The 14,880-nt window shown below is 64.2% G+C and carries 16 protein-coding genes and 1 tRNA gene; 7 read left to right on the top strand and 10 right to left on the bottom strand.

All coding sequences use genetic code 11. The annotated features are described in order from the left end of the window. Positions 1-21: 21 nt before the first annotated feature. Positions 22-279 (top strand): DsrE family protein, encoded by a 258-nt coding sequence (locus tag BRA49_RS00815; protein WP_292382766.1) that lies wholly within the window; start codon positions 22-24, stop codon positions 277-279. A gap of 11 nt (positions 280-290) precedes the next feature. Here BRA49_RS00815 and BRA49_RS00810 read toward each other — a convergent pair whose 3' ends face one another. Next, positions 291-668: a 30S ribosomal protein S8e gene (locus tag BRA49_RS00810; protein ID WP_292382602.1), complete on the bottom strand. Its 378-nt coding sequence runs from the start codon at positions 666-668 to the stop codon at positions 291-293. A gap of 105 nt (positions 669-773) precedes the next feature. Then, entirely contained in the window at positions 774-1,421 is a 648-nt protein-coding gene (gene hypB / locus BRA49_RS00805) for a hydrogenase nickel incorporation protein HypB (protein ID WP_292382764.1), read from the bottom strand. A 54-nt stretch (positions 1,422-1,475) separates the two neighbouring features. Between hypB and BRA49_RS00800 the strand changes: the two genes are divergently transcribed. From BRA49_RS00800 to BRA49_RS00785, 4 genes are all read left to right on the top strand, one after another. Next, a complete protein-coding gene (locus tag BRA49_RS00800; protein WP_292382601.1) occupies positions 1,476-1,748 on the top strand; it encodes a signal recognition particle subunit SRP19/SEC65 family protein in 273 nt (90 codons plus the stop codon). Between the two features lie 5 nt (positions 1,749-1,753). Then, positions 1,754-2,419 (top strand): histidinol phosphate phosphatase domain-containing protein, encoded by a 666-nt coding sequence (locus BRA49_RS00795; protein ID WP_292382600.1) that lies wholly within the window; start codon positions 1,754-1,756, stop codon positions 2,417-2,419. A 317-nt stretch (positions 2,420-2,736) separates the two neighbouring features. Beyond that, a complete protein-coding gene (locus BRA49_RS00790) occupies positions 2,737-3,750 on the top strand; it encodes a transcription initiation factor IIB (RefSeq protein WP_011843316.1) in 1,014 nt (337 codons plus the stop codon). A gap of 12 nt (positions 3,751-3,762) precedes the next feature. Next, a tRNA-Ala gene (locus BRA49_RS00785) sits at positions 3,763-3,834 on the top strand. Between the two features lie 175 nt (positions 3,835-4,009). Here the strand turns inward: BRA49_RS00785 and BRA49_RS00780 are convergent. The 3 genes from BRA49_RS00780 to BRA49_RS00770 form a co-directional block, all read right to left on the bottom strand. Beyond that, positions 4,010-5,776 carry a CotH kinase family protein gene (locus tag BRA49_RS00780; protein ID WP_292382598.1) on the bottom strand — a complete coding sequence of 589 codons (1,767 nt, stop codon included), beginning with the start codon at positions 5,774-5,776 and terminating at the stop codon, positions 4,010-4,012. Positions 5,777-5,877: 101 nt separating this feature from the next. Continuing rightward, a complete protein-coding gene (locus tag BRA49_RS00775) occupies positions 5,878-6,105 on the bottom strand; it encodes a hypothetical protein (protein WP_292382597.1) in 228 nt (75 codons plus the stop codon). Positions 6,106-6,219: 114 nt separating this feature from the next. After that, a complete protein-coding gene (locus BRA49_RS00770; protein WP_292382595.1) occupies positions 6,220-7,368 on the bottom strand; it encodes a WD40 repeat domain-containing protein in 1,149 nt (382 codons plus the stop codon). A 170-nt stretch (positions 7,369-7,538) separates the two neighbouring features. Between BRA49_RS00770 and BRA49_RS00765 the strand changes: the two genes are divergently transcribed. Beyond that, positions 7,539-7,940 carry a C-GCAxxG-C-C family protein gene (locus BRA49_RS00765; RefSeq protein WP_292382593.1) on the top strand — a complete coding sequence of 134 codons (402 nt, stop codon included), beginning with the start codon at positions 7,539-7,541 and terminating at the stop codon, positions 7,938-7,940. Positions 7,941-7,950: 10 nt separating this feature from the next. Here the strand turns inward: BRA49_RS00765 and BRA49_RS00760 are convergent, their stop codons facing one another. After that, positions 7,951-9,132, bottom strand: a complete 1,182-nt coding sequence (locus tag BRA49_RS00760; RefSeq protein ID WP_292382592.1) for a PLP-dependent aminotransferase family protein — start codon at positions 9,130-9,132, stop codon at positions 7,951-7,953. Positions 9,133-9,222: 90 nt separating this feature from the next. Continuing rightward, complete coding sequence (locus BRA49_RS00755) at positions 9,223-10,335, bottom strand: acyltransferase family protein (protein ID WP_292382590.1); 1,113 nt, start codon at positions 10,333-10,335, stop codon at positions 9,223-9,225. Positions 10,336-10,403: 68 nt separating this feature from the next. Between BRA49_RS00755 and BRA49_RS00750 the strand changes: the two genes are divergently transcribed. Then, positions 10,404-11,189: a YhfC family intramembrane metalloprotease gene (locus tag BRA49_RS00750; protein ID WP_292382588.1), complete on the top strand. Its 786-nt coding sequence runs from the start codon at positions 10,404-10,406 to the stop codon at positions 11,187-11,189. On the opposite strand, the gene thiL is transcribed toward BRA49_RS00750, so the two are convergent. Genes thiL through BRA49_RS00735 form a run of 3 tightly spaced genes read right to left on the bottom strand, consistent with a single transcriptional unit; the run spans position 11,186 to position 14,854 of the window. Next, positions 11,186-12,052 (bottom strand): thiamine-phosphate kinase, encoded by an 867-nt coding sequence (gene thiL / locus BRA49_RS00745; RefSeq protein WP_292382586.1) that lies wholly within the window; start codon positions 12,050-12,052, stop codon positions 11,186-11,188. The two genes, BRA49_RS00750 and thiL, sit on opposite strands and share 4 nt — an antisense overlap. After that, the gene (locus tag BRA49_RS00740; RefSeq protein ID WP_292382585.1) at positions 12,045-14,000 is read right to left on the bottom strand and encodes a DUF460 domain-containing protein; all 1,956 of its coding nucleotides are present in this window, start codon (positions 13,998-14,000) and stop codon (positions 12,045-12,047) included. Before BRA49_RS00740 ends, thiL begins: the two co-directional genes overlap by 8 nt. Further along, positions 13,997-14,854, bottom strand: a complete 858-nt coding sequence (locus tag BRA49_RS00735; protein ID WP_292382583.1) for a serine/threonine-protein kinase RIO2 — start codon at positions 14,852-14,854, stop codon at positions 13,997-13,999. Before BRA49_RS00735 ends, BRA49_RS00740 begins: the two co-directional genes overlap by 4 nt. Between the last annotated feature and the right edge of the window lie 26 nt (positions 14,855-14,880).

The following is a 14,880-nucleotide window of genomic DNA, read 5'->3' as shown; positions in this document are numbered from 1 at the left end:
TGAGAGAATGTACAGAACCTCATCGGCGACCTTGAGGGTGTCGAGGTCGAGGTGGTCACCCATGCCGGCGGGGTGGAGGGGCTCCGCACCGGCACCTCTCATACGGCGCTCCTGGAAGAGTTCGCGGAGAGCGGTGTCCGGTTCGTGGTCTGTGAGAATACCCTCCACTCCCGGAACATCCCGCGCAGCGATTTTCCCGGGTACATCGGGACCGTCCCGTCCGCGATCGTGGAGCTGATTGTCAGGCAGGCCGAAGGCTGGTGTTACCTCAAGCCGTGAAAAAAAGAGTATTATGCGATCAGGACAGCGTTGACGACGCCGTCCTGGCCGGGTCTGCTGACGATGCGCGCGCGGCCCATCTCGGTCCTGATGATGGCGCCCTTGGTCAGGAGGTTCCGCCGGACGTAGTTGGGGTTCGCGCTGTTCGCCTCGACCGTCTCGATCTTTACTTTCTGGGTCGTGCCCTTCGCAGGGTCTGCGACCGTCGCGTAGTCGAGCCGGAGTGCCCGGACCTTCAGGTTGCCCCCGTAGGAGCGGACAACTTTCTTACGTTCTTCACCGATGTGCGTCTCTGCCGGAGCTCTTCCGATCTCCGACCGCATCTTGCCCCGGGAGGTGTGGTAGCGCCCACCCGACGGCTTCCGTACTGATCTTCCTTGCCACTGCATGTGACCACCGTAATATACTCTGTAGAGGACGCGATATCCCAGGGGATAGCAATCTCTCGTTAAAGTGCTATAACTATTCGAGACCGGGATATTTAACCCTGCTGATCACGCGAGGATCGCATCGAGCAGTGCCTCGAGCCCCTCACCGGTCTTCATGTTCGTCTTAAAGACCTGCATCTCCGGGTTGTAGCGGTGCATATCCCGCTCCATCCTGTCGAGGTCGGCACCGACGAACCCGGCGAGATCGATCTTGTTAATGACGCCGATGGTGCTGCCGCGAAACATCATCGGGTGCTTGTTCACCACGTCGTCTCCTTCGGTGGAACTGACGATGACGATCCGCTTCTCGGCGCCCAGCCGGAAGTCGGTCGGGCAGACCATGTTGCCGACGTTCTCGATGAAGAGAACGTCGATCTCGTCGAGCGGCAGGTGCTCGATGGCGTGCTCGACGAGGTGGGCGTCGAGGTGGCATTCCTTCCCGGTGTTCGCATTGTAGGCCGGAACCCCTGCAGCGACGATCCGCTGGAAGTCGTCGTCGCCGTAGACGTCCCCGGCGATGGCGCCGGCGCGAAGCCCCCGCTCCCTGATCCTTGGTGCGAGCCGCTCGATCAGGGCGGTCTTTCCGGACCCGATAGCGCCGAGGAGGTCGAACGCCCGGATGCCATGAGCCTTGAGGTGGTCCGCGTTGGCGTCTGCTATGCGGTTGTTGACGTCGTAAATGTCCTTCTCCACATGGACGTCGATATGGTGCATGGTACGTAATGTGATCATGATCTGTTTATAGGTTAACACTCAAACCCTACGGCAATGAGCGCAGAACGCATCCTGTACCCCTGTTACTTCAACACCGCGTTAAAGCGGCGTGAGGGACGCCGCGTCGCGAAGAATCTCGGCGCAAAGTCCGCGGATATCGCCGCCATCGAGGCGGTCCTGCGGAAGATGAAGGTCCCGCACCGGGTAGAGGAGCACCACCATCCCGCCCGGTGGGCCGAGCGCGAGGGCCGGATCGTGGCGGAGTGGGAAGGGAGCAAGGAAGACCTGATCCGGAAGGTTGCCGGTGGTCTTTCCGGCCGGAAGTGACCGGGATGTATGACCTGCACACCCACACCATCTTCTCCGACGGTGAACTCCTCCCGACCGAACTCGTGCGCCGGGCTGCCGTGCTCGGCTACGATACCCTCGCCATCACCGACCACGCGGATGCCTCGAACCTCGCGCACCTGGTTGAGGCGGTCGCCGAAGTCCGGGATTCGGCGCGATATTACGGCGTTGAACTGCTTGTCGGGGTGGAGCTCACCCACGTCCCGCCCTCCCTGATCCCGGCGCTTGCGCGCGATGCAAAACGGCGCGGTGCCGATATCGTCGTGGTCCACGGCGAGACGGTGATGGAGCCCGTCGCCCCGGGGACGAACCGCGCTGCCTGCACGTGCGAGTACGTGGACGTCCTCGGCCACCCCGGGCTCATAACGATTGAGGATGCCCGCGCAGCCGCAGAGCATGGGATAGCACTTGAGATCACCTCCCGCGCGGGGCATAACCGGACCAACGGCCATGTGGTGCGGACGGCGCGGGAGGCCGGTTGTCCTCTCACGGTCGATTCCGATACGCATGTGCCGTCCGATCTGATGTCGACGGAGGCGCGTTGGACTGTTGCGCTCGGCGCAGGGCTGACGGAGGCGGAATCCCGGGAGATTCTTTCCCCGGATATAAAACGGCTTCTCCAGAAAGAAGATGGGGTATTTATAATTTAGCAAAACGATTTTATACTCCAGGGGTCAATATATATATGTTACTAAATACTTCCAACTATAGTATCCCCTAGAGGTTGCAGTTTGCGGTTAATCGGACGTTCTGTAAGTGTTTGTGGTAATCGCTTGTTAATCTTGCGATGTGATGCTGCACAGTTGCCACGCCTCTACGGTGAGGCTGTGGATCGCCGGTTAAAACCCGTAGGGAAGGTAGTTGATATCTTTGGGAATATATCATCTCCCTATGCCGTAGTCCTCTGCTACAGTGGCTGTTCGGTGCAGGTTGGCGAGAAAATCTTTGCAAAATAGGTGTAAATTCGATGGCAGAAGTAGAAAAACTTAAGCAGCTGCAGTTGCAGCGCGAGGCCCTGAAGAAGAGGGGGGAGCAGAAGGTCAAGGAGACGGAGAAGAAGCGCACCGAGGAGAGCGTCCAGTCCGTCTGCCCCGAGTGCGGGAGCCGCCAGCTCGTCCACGACTACGAGCGTGCCGAGCTCGTCTGCCAGAACTGCGGTCTCGTCCTTGACGAGGAGTTCATCGATCGCGGCCCCGAGTGGCGTGCCTTCGACCATGACCAGCGGATGAAGCGGTCCCGTGTCGGCGCACCGATGACCTTCACGATCCACGACAAGGGTCTCTCGACGATGATCGACTGGAGGAACCGTGACTCCTACGGTCGTGCGATCTCGAGTAAGAACCGTGCCCAGCTCTACCGGCTCCGGAAGTGGCAGCGGCGTATCCGGGTCTCGAACGCGACCGAGCGGAACCTGGCGTTCGCGCTCTCGGAACTGGACCGGATGGCGTCCGCGCTCGGCCTGCCCCGGAACGTGCGCGAGACCGCGGCGGTGGTCTACCGTGACGCTGTGGACAAGAACCTGATCCGCGGCCGGAGTATCGAAGGGGTTGCGGCGGCCGCGCTGTATGCGGCATGCCGGCAGTGCAGCGTGCCCCGGACGCTCGATGAGATCGCCGAAGTCTCCCGGGTATCGAGGAAGGAGATCGGGCGCACCTACCGGTTCATCTCGCGCGAGCTTGGATTGAAGCTCCTGCCGACGTCCCCGATCGATTACGTACCGCGCTTCTGCTCGGGCCTGAACCTGAAGGGTGAGGTCCAGAGCCGGGCGGTCGAGATCCTCCGGCAGGCCGGAGAACGCGAACTTACGAGCGGCAGAGGGCCAACGGGCGTCGCTGCTGCCGCCATTTACATCTCCTCGATCCTCGGCGGAGAGCGGCGCACCCAGCGCGAAGTTGCCGAGGTTGCGGGCGTGACCGAGGTCACGATCAGGAACAGATATAAGGAACTGGCAGAAAAATTAGATATCGAGATCATACTCTGATCTCCTATCTTTGGGCTCGTAGATCAGGGGTAGATCGCTACGTTCGCAACGTAGAGGCCGCGGGTTCAAATCCCGCCGGGTCCACTCTTCTTGTTTTCCGTTGAACTTTTCCCGCTACGTTTTTCTTGAGTTCATAGGCGACCGCAGGTCGCCGGGGGTGTCGAGAGGGGCGCAGCCCCATCGTTTCGGAAAAGACCGATCTCCCTGTCCTTTTGCCAGGAAGCCGTGTTGCCTCCCCCGGTGGTAGCGGGCTGCGTGTTCATTGCACCCGTGCCCACGACGGCGTCTCCGGCAGCACCAGCATGAACCCCGTCGTGCCGTTCAGCGAGACGTCTGCGGACGCCTTGTTCGAGTAGGGGTTGACATAGGTCTCAAGCATCACCGGTCTCCCCGTTCCGTCCTGCCGGACGATCCTGAGGTCCCACTGGGAATAACCCGCGTCCCGGACCGCCGCGTCGGAGACAAACCAGTTCCCCACCGGGAAACAGCACGATTCGACGTCGTTCCTGTAGTAGAGGGTCAGTTTGCCGCGAACGTCGGCGTCGCCCGCATCGAACTGCCAGTGCCGGTCGATACCGGGGTTGAACGGCGTCCGGCCCACCGTAGCGGTGATTGTGCCCGGCTCCGTCACGTTAACGACTTCGAGGCTCGCGATCACCCATCCCCCGGGATCGGTGAAGTAGACGGTACTCTCCTCCGGGTCGGCCGGCAGCTCGACCGAGGCGGTATAGTAGTCCCCGGTGCCGGGCACGATCGCTCGCCGGAGGAACTGGTGCCGGAGCCGCACAAAGTCCTGTATCGCTTCGGTGTGGTATACCAGGTAACCAATATCGCCGTGATGGTTCTGCGGGTGAAGCACGAACGCGTCCTCCCCCGGCGTGATGTTCAGCCTCTCCCCGATCGTCTCCTCGTGGAGGGCAACCTGGCCGGCATAGTAGTCTTCGGTGAAGACATCGTCCATCAGGAAGAGGATGCGGGCCTCAAGCCGCTCGCGAAGCTCGGGGGTCTGGAGGAACTTCGCCACCAGATCGTTCTCCCACCCGGTTGCTATCGGCGACTCATACCCGAAGTAGTCGTTGACCGTGGTGCCCCTGCGGGTATGCGTGCCGAACGTGAGGTCCTTGTCCCAGGGTATGACTATCCACCCGGCGTCCGGATTGGCGGTGTCCAGGTAGAGCCAGTAGTCGTCGCCGAACGAGTCGACGTCGCCGATGAGATAATGAATCGCCAGCCAGTCGATGAAGTTCTCCTCATCGAACCGCTGGATAAACCCCTCTTCAAACTCCGGGCCGGCAGGGGTCCGGTAGACCCAGGAGACGAGGTCCCGGACCGCCTCCCAGTCCGGGTCGCCCCGGCTGTCCATGGTCGCTTCGAGGAAGGCTTCCGGGTCGTCCTGCTTGTCGATGGGAAACCCGAAGACCGAGGGGCGGTTGACCTCCGGCAGGTAGTAATGGTTCCGGAAATCGTCGGCGACCAGGGTCCCGGCGGGGTTTAAGCCGTTGCTTGCGAGCAGATCGCCGTCGACCCGCTCCGCGTGAACATACAGGCCTTCATAAATTCCATTGATGTAGAGGTCGAAATACTTCGTCCTCGGCGCCGGTTGGTCCAGAACACGGAAGAGATCCATCGCGAGCCTCTCCCGCATCATCGTGGGATCAGTGTAGGTGGCCTTCAGGTTCATGGTGCTGCTGCCGAAGAGGAACTCCTGGGGGCCGGCAAAAAGGGTGTTGAACGATTTTTTGGGCAGTTCCCGTGAGGAGGTGCCCCGGAACCGCACTCCTTCAAGTTCAATATCCTCGCCGTCAGGAGAGAGCCGCACATAACCGCCCAGCCGTTCGTCTGACTCGTCGCCACGGGTATAGAGGTCGAGGAGGTCCTCCTCGTCCATGAAGAGGTAGAGGTCCTGTACGCCTGAATCCCGCCCGGTCGTATCCTCGTATCCCGCCACTGCGGGTATGGTAGAGGCAACTGCGAAGATCACGAAGAGTATGCCGGCCATTAGCCGCGCTGCTGGACGTACTGCCATGCCGTGCAGACATACGTCAGGCGGTATTAATCTTCCCGCATCGCTGCAGCACCACGGATGGCCGGGGAGAGGACGGGGATTCCGGGAGGCACCCCTCGTCCCTACTTCTTCCCCTGCTGCCGGGCGATCCGTTCTTCGGCCTTCTTTGAGGTCTCGTGTTCTGCCCGCGGCGTCGGGGTCTCGGGTGCCCCCGGCGGGCGGCTTTTCTCCCGGCCTTCGTCGCCGAGCTCGGACGGGACCGGGCTGTAGACGATATCGGTCCCCTTATCTTCGAACGGGATCTCCTCATCAGGCCGGTCTTCCCGCTTTCTTCTCTCTTCCTGTGCCACCTGCATCACTTCCCTGACGGTCCCGGCAACCCCGCTGGAACCGCCCGGGTGCTGCTCGGTCCGGGTACGTGAAAGCCCTGCCGGTGAAGGGGAGATCCCCCTCTCCCGCGTCGTTTACCGGCGCCGGGAGAGGCCGCGGGCCGCGCCGGCCGCAACGGCGATGATCCCGATGAGGGCGCCCGCTCCCCCGGCCTCTGTGGGCGTTGCTGTGGGCGTGGCGTTCTCCGCAGGCGTTGCCGTCGTTGCCGCCGGCACCTCGGCCGTCCTGAAGATGAACGCCTGCTCTCCGGCGCCCGCAGCGAGATAATCGCCGCTCCCGGAGAGAGCGACCGCCGTCACGGGTGCACCGGCATCAAACGACCACCGTTCCGCCCCACCTCCGGTGAAGAGGTGCACGGACCCGGCGGCGGTCCCGGCCGCGACAATTTCGCCCCGCCGGGATATCCCGACGGTGAGGACGTCGCTTCCCGTCCGGTTCTGCCAGGCGAGTCCCTGGCGAGGCCGGTAACACTCCAGATCGCCTCCCTCCTTCCCGACGGCCACGAGTTGCCCGTCAGCAGAGAGGGCGAGCGTGAGGATGGGTGCTCCGGTCTGCACCGCCCAGGGGAGCCCCCCGGCCCTGCCGTAGACCTGGAGGACACGGCCCCGGCTTCCGGCGGCGACGACCGATCCGTCACGGGAGACGTCGACCGCGGTGACCGCACCCCGGGCGAGCCCCTGCCACATGAGGTTCCCCTGCCTGCCGAAGAAGTGGACGGCGCCGTTATCGCTTCCGGCGACGATGTAGTTCCCGTCGGCAGCGAATGCGACGGACGACACGATTGTGTTGGCCCCCGTCGAGAAGTTCCAGTCTTCCAGACCCTGGTAGTCGAAGAGCGTGACGCGGTTGCTCCCCGCCGCGAGGAACTTGCCGTCTCCCGGGAATGAGAGATCGCGGACGGGTCCTGCGACGCTCCCGGTCCAGTAGCGGTTGCCGCTCCGCTCGTCGAGGACGAGCACGTCGCCCGCACCGGTCCCGGCGGCCACGTAGTTTCTGGCGTCCGCAACGGCGACTGCCGTCACCGGGCTCCCGGCACTCATGTTCCAGGCGACCGTGCCGTCCTGTTGCAGGCAGATAATACCTCCCCCTTCGGTCCCCGCGAGCATATACCGGCCGTCTCCCGCGATCGCAACGTCGTTGACGGTGCTTCCCTCCGGTATGCTCCGGTACGATGCCTCCGCTCCTGCCGCTGCCGGGATCAGAACGGCGACGAGAACGATCATCACTGCTCCTCTCCACATGGTAACGCTCTTCTCCTGGTCTCTTCTTTCCCTGACCGACTCTTAATATCTTCCCCCGGACCTCCCGCGCAAGTTTGAAGGGGGCGGGTAGCGAATCACCCCTTCAGGTGAGTTCTACGACAGAACGTTCGGAGAGAGCGGTTGCCCGCTTCATGCAGGGCTGTAATTGTGCGCAGGCAGTCAGTTCGGTCTTCGCCCGCGACGCCGGGGTGCCGGAGGAAGTCATCCTCCGGGCGGCCACCGGGTTTGGGGGCGGAGTGGGGCATACGGGGGGCGCCTGCGGGGCCGTATCGGGCGCGGTCCTCGTGATCGGGCTCCTGTTCGGGAGCACCGGTCCTGAGGGAAAAGAGGCGAAGGAGCGGACCTACGCCGTCACGCAGGAGTTCATCGCCCGCTTCGTCCGGAAGCACGGGACCGTCTCATGCACCGGGCTCCTCGACTGCAATCTCTCGACCGACGAAGGGCTCGGCCGGGCCCGCGAGCAGGGTCTCACCCGGACCCTCTGCCCCGGGTACGTCCGGGATGCGGTGGAGATCCTCGAGAGGATGCTCTGAGCCGGGGGGATCACCCGGTGAACGTGCGGATCGCTGCGCCGAGGCGCCGGATCCCCTCGACGATCTCTTCTTCGCCTGCATTCGAGAAGTTCAGGCGCATCGCCGTGTCCCCACCCCCATCGACGTAGAACGCCCTGCCCGGCACGAACGCGACGTTCGCCCGGAGGGCGATCTCAAGGAGCCGCATGGTCGAGCAGCCCTCCGGGAGAGTGACCCAGAGGAACATCCCGCCATCCGGCCGGGTGTAGTGGGCGCCCTCCGGGAACTCCTCCTCGATCGCAGCGATCATCAGGTCGCGCTGTATGCGGTATGCCCGGGTGATCCGCTCGATATGAGCGTCGATATCGTTTGTCTCGACGTACCGGGCGATAATTCGCTGGGCAAGGGTGTTTGAGTGCAGGTCGGAGGCCTGCTTCGCCACGGTGATCTGCCCGAGGATCTCGTGGGGGCAAGCGACCCAGCCGATCCGCAGTCCGGGCGTGACGATCTTGGAGAAAGAACCGATGATGATCGTCGCATCGTCGAGGTACTGCCTGACGGAAGGGAGGTGTCTCCCGTCGAACCGGAGTTCCCCGTAGGCGTCGTCTTCGACGAAGATCGTCCCGGTGTCGGCGAGTGCGGCAGCGATGGCACGCCGCTTCTCCTCTGAATAGGTGATTCCGGACGGGTTCTGCGCGTTCGGGACGCCGTAGAAGAGCCTGGCCGGCGTCTCCTCCAGCATCGCTTTCAGACAGTCGATATCAGGACCGTCGTCAAGAAGCGGCACGGGACGGAACGCGGATTCGTAGAGAGAGAATGCCTGGATCGCGCCGAGGTAGCCCGGCCGCTCGATGAAGACCGGATCGCCCGGGTCCAGAAAGACCTTCCCGATGAGGTCAAGGCACTGCTGGGAGCCGTTCGTGATCAGGATCTCGTCCGGGCCGACAGAGAGACCGAGGCGCTGCCGGTAGCGTTCGGCGATGAACTCCCGCAGCGGGAGATAGCCTTCGGTCGTGCTGTACTGCAGGGCTGCCCTCCCCGCATCCGCCATGACGTCTCGCGCGGCCGTCGCCAGTTCCTCAACGGCAAAGAGCGAGGGGTTCGGGAGCCCCCCTGCGAACGAGATGACCTCGGGCTTCTCAGTCATTTTGAGGATCTCGCGGATGAAGGATCGGGGCGTCTTTTCCATGCGCGAGGCAAAATAGTACGCCATACTCTCGTATCCTCTGTAACAAGTAATCTTTACGCTTCTATCCGGGATAATAGGTGCTGCCGGCGTCATTGCCGGGCGTCATCCCGTCTCTCACCGCCCGGCGGAGAGGAGGGCTTCCGCACGCACCCGGTACTCCCGGACGACATTTGCCGGCGAGGCTCCCTTCAGCGCCAGCGCCCGCCGCTCGACGAGGTGCCAGGAGAGGAACGCGAGAGCAAACGTCACGGCAAACGAGAGCCCGCCGAGTGCCGGGAGGAGGAGGGTGTTGCCCGCGGCCTGGATCAGCACCTGCTGGACCGGGTAGTGGTAGATGTAGATGCCGTAGGAGAAGTCACCCGATCTGCCGAAGGTGTTCAGAAACGGGACCGGTAGGTGTGCGGCGTAGAGGGTGAGGTAGGGGATGGCGATCACCCCGACGATGGCCGGGTAGGGCGTCAGGACTGAAGCGCCGAGTAGCAGGAGCAGCCCCCCGGCGATGACCGGCCGGTAGACGATCCGCTCACGGTGGAGGTAGAGGTAGGCGCCGATGATGAAGTAGAGGGTGAACCGGATCTTCGCCATCCGGGGGTCGTCGAACCAGGCCATCCACAGGAGGACGTTTACGGCGGCGAGGGCGAGGAGAGCGGACTTGCGCCACAGAAATCCGGCTATCCCGAGGACTGCGACGACACCGTACATCGCGACCTCGACGGGTATCGTCCAGAGCGAGCCGTTGACGTAGGTCCACGGGTTCTCCTGGAAGAGGCCTATGGCCGATCCGTTCTCAAAGAAGGGGATGGTGGCGAGCCCGGCCGGGGAGAAGAGGGCGGTAAAGTATTCCCCTATAGGTAGGGTCGTCATCAGTGGGCCGATGACGAAGAGCGTCAGGGCGATCGCGAGGACAAGGGCCGGGACCACCCGGAGGAACCGTTTCCAGGCGAACCGGAGCGGGGATGCGGTCGATTCCCAGCTTGCCGCGATCAGGTAGCCGCTGGTGACGAGGAGGGCTGCAAGCGCCCCCTGCCCGATGAGCACGAACGGGTCGGTGAGCCCTATGCCGACATAGCCGAGCCTGAGCGCGTAAGCGTGCGTGACGACGATTGCCGCCGCCGCAGCGAACCGCAGGAAGTCGAAGTTGTTCGAGAACCGGGCCCCGGCGCCCTGGCCCGCATGACGGGAACTGGTTCCACCCTCCGGGGCTGCTCCCGGGTGCTCTGTAATCATGGCGGTCTGATCCTTTCTCTCACCTGTACCGCGACAATCGTTAAATAATTAGCCAAATACTCTGCTCTATGGACCCACTGGTTGTCGCCGCGTTCGCCGTCGTCGCCCTGCTCGAGATCATCGTTCCGCTCGCGCTCGGCTACTGGTTTGTCAAACAGTTCGACCTCTCGTGGCGGGTCTTCGCGCTCGGGGCCCTCTTCTTCATCGTCGTGCAGGTCGTCCATGCCCCGCTCGTCCTGGTGACGCAGACGCCGCTCTACCTCGCTCTCCTGCCGTCCGGGACGACGGCGGCGCTTGCCGCCCTCGCAATCTACCTCGGCCTCATGGCCGGGCTCTTTGAGGAGGTCGGCCGCTACCTTGTCTATCGCTACCTTTTCGGACGGCAAAAGATTCCCCTCACCCGCGAGAACGGCCTCCTCTTCGGGACCGGGTGGGGCGGTGTCGAGAGCATGATCGTCGCGCTGGTCGTTCTCTCGGGCATGGTCTCCTACCTCCTCCTCACCGGCGACGGTGGGGGGATCCCCCTGCCCGACGACCCCCTCGTCCGGGCGGAGATCGAGGCCCTCCGCGCCCTCACCCCGCTCGATCTCCTGCCGGGACTCGCCGAACGGATGATGACGATCACCCTCCACATCGCCTGGTCGCTGATGGTGCTTGCCGCCGTCGTCTACGGCAAGAAAACGCTCCTCGTTCTTGCCATCCTCTGGCACGCCGCCGTGGACGCCGCCGCTGTCTATCTTGCACAGACGCAGGGCATCCTCGTGACCGAGGCGGTGGTCTTCGTCTTTGCGGTCATCGGCCTTGTGTATATCTTCTGGGAGTGGCGGCGGATGGGGGCAAGGGCCGCGTCCTAACCGTTCCACTCGTGCAGATAGCCCCTGCGTTCGAGCGGCCTTCCATCCACGAGGACCGTCTGCTCCACTATGACCTCGCCGATGACGCGGGCCTCGACCCCCGGGACCGGGAGGATTCCCGGCGGAGCGGTGAAGAGGAGCTCGAAGTCTCCCCCGCCGTAGAGCGCGAGTTCCCGCCCCTCGTCCTCCGGCACCCCTGCCGGGAGCGGAAGCCGGGCGGAATCGACGGCAAAGCCGCAGTCGTTCACGCTGAGGAGGTCGTAAAGCGAGAGAGCGAGGCCGTCGGAGATGTCCATCATCGCCGAGACCCCGGCCCGGGCGAGCGCCTGCCCCTCCCTCACCCGGGGCTGTGGTTCGAGGAGTTCTTTTAGATGCCTGTCGTAACCGGAGAGAGCGGCCTGGGCCTCGCCGAGCGTCCCGGTGACTGCGATGACGTCACCCGGCCGCGCCCCCCGACGCCGGACGAGGTGTTGTGGGGCGACGGCCCCAAGGCCCGTGCTCACGATCGTCAGTTCCCGGTGGGCGTCGAGATCCCCCCCGACAAGTTCGGCGCCGAACGCCGTGCAGCAGTCCCGTGCGCCTTCCATGATCCCGCGGAGGCGTTCCGGCCTATCAAGGCCGACCGCGAGGAGCACCTGGCCCGGCGCCGCGCCCATGCTCGCGACGTCCGAGAGCGTGACCGCCGTCGACATCCAGCCCGCCTGCCAGTCGGTCATCCCGGCGGGAAAATCGGTCGTCTCGTGGAGCATATCGGTGGTCGCGACCATGAGAAGGTCGCCGCAGGAGATGACGGCGCAGTCGTCTTCGAGCCGTTCCGGGTCGATAATCGTCCCGATCAGCCGGTGCAGGCCCCGTTCATCCACCGCGGCGCACCTCCTTCTCCCGCTCGCTCCGGTACTCCTTGAAGAGATACTCGACCCGTTCGGCCTCCTGCTCCCGCCGGAACTCTTTCTGCCCTTCCTCCCACTCGCCCATCGCCTCCTTGATACTCCGGGTCTTTGCCGCTCCGGTCCTGCCCCGGATCTCCGGTCCGACGGTCTCCGCGGGGAGAAGGGGGAGACCCGCCTCGCGGGCGACCCGGACCAGGTGCGGGTCGGGGGGCTCCTCCCCGTCGATGACCAGCGCCCGCACTCCTGCGCCTGCAAGGTCTTTGACCACGCCCCGGCCCCAGCCGTGAGCCCTCGGGACGTAGAGGACGTCGCCCGCCGAGATGCCGACCCCCTCCTGGAGGCCCCGCACTCCCTCGCGGGTGAGGGAGTCGAGCACCTTGAGCGGGGTGTAGTCCTCGGAGATCTCGATCTTTGCAACCGTCTGCATCCGCTCCAGGCGCTTCTTCAGCCGGCGGGACCGCCGCCGCTCACCCCGGAGTTGCTCGCGCAGGCTCTCGATCGTCGCGTCCTTCGTCGCCAGCTCCGCGTCCCGCCGGACCTTGCGTTCCGTCGCGGAACGGGCTCGCTGCAGGTCCTGCCGCAGGCGCTCCACCTTCCGGTCCCGTTCCCGGAGGTCTCCCTGGAGTTCCTGGACATAGGTCCGGAGCCTTTTCACCATCCCATCGAGCGCCATCACCCGCTCGTCCTCGACCGGACGCTCCGGAACGGCCTCGGCGGGGGGTGCCGCCGGTTTTTCCGGCGGTGGAGCGCCCTGCAGGTCCGCGAGGACCGTATCAAGCGGCTGGCCCCGGAGCACCCGGGCCCGCACCTCGTCGAGGTCGACTCCCGGCGTCACCCGCTTTGCGATGTTTCTGAACTTGTTCTGGAGGCTCCGGTAGGCGTCCAGCGCCGCCGAGAGGGAGTCGCGCTCGTGGTCGTTCGTGTAGGAGAACGCGGCGGTCAGGTCGTACTTCGCCTCCACCGAGAGCGACTGCCGCGGGGTGTAGGGGATGGCGTTGAATGCACGGCGGATCTTCTCGACCGAGTAGGGCATCTGCTGGACGTCGGAAGCGACGATAAGCGGTTTTCCGGCGCGGTAGAGTTCCTCGATGATGTCGGACATCGTCATCTGGCGGGAGCTCGAGAGGAGGACCAGGTTCCCGTCGAGGTCCACGGCGGCGATGCCGGTGGTCGTCCCGGGGTCGAGCCCGACGATCAGGTAGCGGGGGCGGCGGGAAAGCGGTTCGAACCGGATCCGGTCGAGTTCCCTGCCGCTCACCCGGACCTGGACGTCGGCGCCCCGCGAGGAGTGGACCGGGACCATCTCCCGGGCGGCCATGACCTTGAACGCGACCCTGGAATACCCGCCGAAGGCCTTCGTCTCCTTCTTCTCGTAGTCGAGGCCGGCGCCTTTGAGTCTCGCCTCGATCTCGCGGGCCTTCTGCATCACGGCGCCGTGGATCTTCCTTGCGTAGCGGTTCTGGCTCCACCCGCCCCGGCCCGGCGACCGGTGCCTGCTCACCGTGACGTCGGTGGTGTTCTCAAACGCAATCACCTCGACGCCCGCGCCGAGAGCGGCCACCTGCGCAGTGGTCCGGGCCTCGGCGTAGGGGTCGAACCTGTTAAAACTGATGTTGTAGCGGGCAGCGACCTTCGGGAGGCTCTCTGTCCTCTCGCCGCCGGTCACCTGGACGAGTATTGTTGCGGGGGGAAGTGATTGGAGGAATGCGTAGAGTTCGCGCCGGTCGGCGGCGATCTCCTGGATGCTGTCGACCGCGAGGATATCGGGCTGCTCAGTAGCGAGGAGGCGCTGGAGTCGGAACCCGGTGACCTCCTCGATGTCCATGACCTCGCCGTCTTCCACCCTGGCGAGAGCGTAGACGGGCCGCCGGGTGCGGGAGCGGACCGAGCCCTTGATGATGTCGATGCCAAAGACCTTCACTCCACCACCTGTGCCAGTGCTTCGTCGAAGGCGTATACGAGGCCGTATTTCCGTTTGAAGTACTGGAGGATGTTCTCGATGTCTCGAGCCAGGATCTCGCCGGCGTTCGGGTGAGCAGTCTCGACCCACTGGGGCCAGTCGATCAGCCAGCACTGCCCCTCGTCGACCATGACGTTGAACTCGCTCAAATCCCCGTGGATGATGCCGAGGCGGTAGGCCTCGCGGATGTTCTCGAGGATCTCGTCGAGAATGACCTCCGGCTCCATGACGGTCGCCTGCGAGAGGTTGACGCCGGGGACAAACGACATCGCCACGACGTGCCGATTCTGGTCGATGGGGAGCGGCACGGAGACGGCGGGGTGGAGGGTTTTCAAGGCGTCGTACTCCATCTTCGCCGAGTTGCTCGAGGCGAAGATCCAGGGGCAGTGCCCGGCCTCCGGCATGTAACCGCGCTTGACGCGAGCCGACTGGAACGACCGCTGCCCCACGCGGTGGAACTTCAAGACCACGACCCCGAGCCCCATCGCCTCGTAGACCTCCGACTCCTTCCCGACGCCGATCAGGGTCCCGAGCGCCTGGATGGTACCCCGGCGGGTGAGGGTGTGGAGCGCCAGGCTGTCGTAGCCGTTGAAGACGAGAGCGTAGCCCTCGTAGGGGACCTTCTCGTACCTGACCATGTCCATCGCCATCAGCCTGCCCAGCCGGTAGGAGAGCTCGGACTCCGAGAATCTGGTCGTTGACTTGAGAATCTCGAGCGGCACCCACCGGTACCGCCGCATGAGGCGTTCGAGGGCGAGAAGGATCCGGAGTTCGTAGGCGTGCAGGGATCGCACGTATTCTGCAGGAACGGGCATCTTCTACACCATTTATGTGGCCCGGT

The sequence above is a fragment of the Methanoculleus sp. UBA430 genome (genome assembly GCF_002506585.1).
Classification (GTDB): domain Archaea; phylum Halobacteriota; class Methanomicrobia; order Methanomicrobiales; family Methanoculleaceae; genus Methanoculleus.
Note: the sequence above shows the minus strand (reverse complement) of the source record. Positions and strands in the feature narration are given on the sequence as shown.

Bases quoted from the DNA above. Each gene is read 5' to 3' on its own strand.
- BRA49_RS00755 (WP_292382590.1), bottom strand. From the start codon at position 10,335: ATGATTACAGAGCACCCGGGAGCAGCCCCGGAGGGTGGAACCAGTTCC.
- hypB (WP_292382764.1), bottom strand. From the start codon at position 1,421: ATGCACCATATCGACGTCCATGTGGAGAAGGACATTTACGACGTCAAC.
- BRA49_RS00790 (WP_011843316.1), top strand. From the start codon at position 2,737: ATGGCAGAAGTAGAAAAACTTAAGCAGCTGCAGTTGCAGCGCGAGGCC.
- BRA49_RS00750 (WP_292382588.1), top strand. From the start codon at position 10,404: ATGGACCCACTGGTTGTCGCCGCGTTCGCCGTCGTCGCCCTGCTCGAG.
- BRA49_RS00780 (WP_292382598.1), bottom strand. From the start codon at position 5,776: ATGGCAGTACGTCCAGCAGCGCGGCTAATGGCCGGCATACTCTTCGTG.
- BRA49_RS00800 (WP_292382601.1), top strand. From the start codon at position 1,476: ATGAGCGCAGAACGCATCCTGTACCCCTGTTACTTCAACACCGCGTTA.
- BRA49_RS00765 (WP_292382593.1), top strand. From the start codon at position 7,539: ATGCAGGGCTGTAATTGTGCGCAGGCAGTCAGTTCGGTCTTCGCCCGC.
- BRA49_RS00735 (WP_292382583.1), bottom strand. From the start codon at position 14,854: ATGCCCGTTCCTGCAGAATACGTGCGATCCCTGCACGCCTACGAACTC.
- BRA49_RS00795 (WP_292382600.1), top strand. From the start codon at position 1,754: ATGTATGACCTGCACACCCACACCATCTTCTCCGACGGTGAACTCCTC.
- BRA49_RS00760 (WP_292382592.1), bottom strand. From the start codon at position 9,132: ATGGCGTACTATTTTGCCTCGCGCATGGAAAAGACGCCCCGATCCTTC.
- BRA49_RS00770 (WP_292382595.1), bottom strand. From the start codon at position 7,368: ATGATCGTTCTCGTCGCCGTTCTGATCCCGGCAGCGGCAGGAGCGGAG.
- BRA49_RS00810 (WP_292382602.1), bottom strand. From the start codon at position 668: ATGCAGTGGCAAGGAAGATCAGTACGGAAGCCGTCGGGTGGGCGCTAC.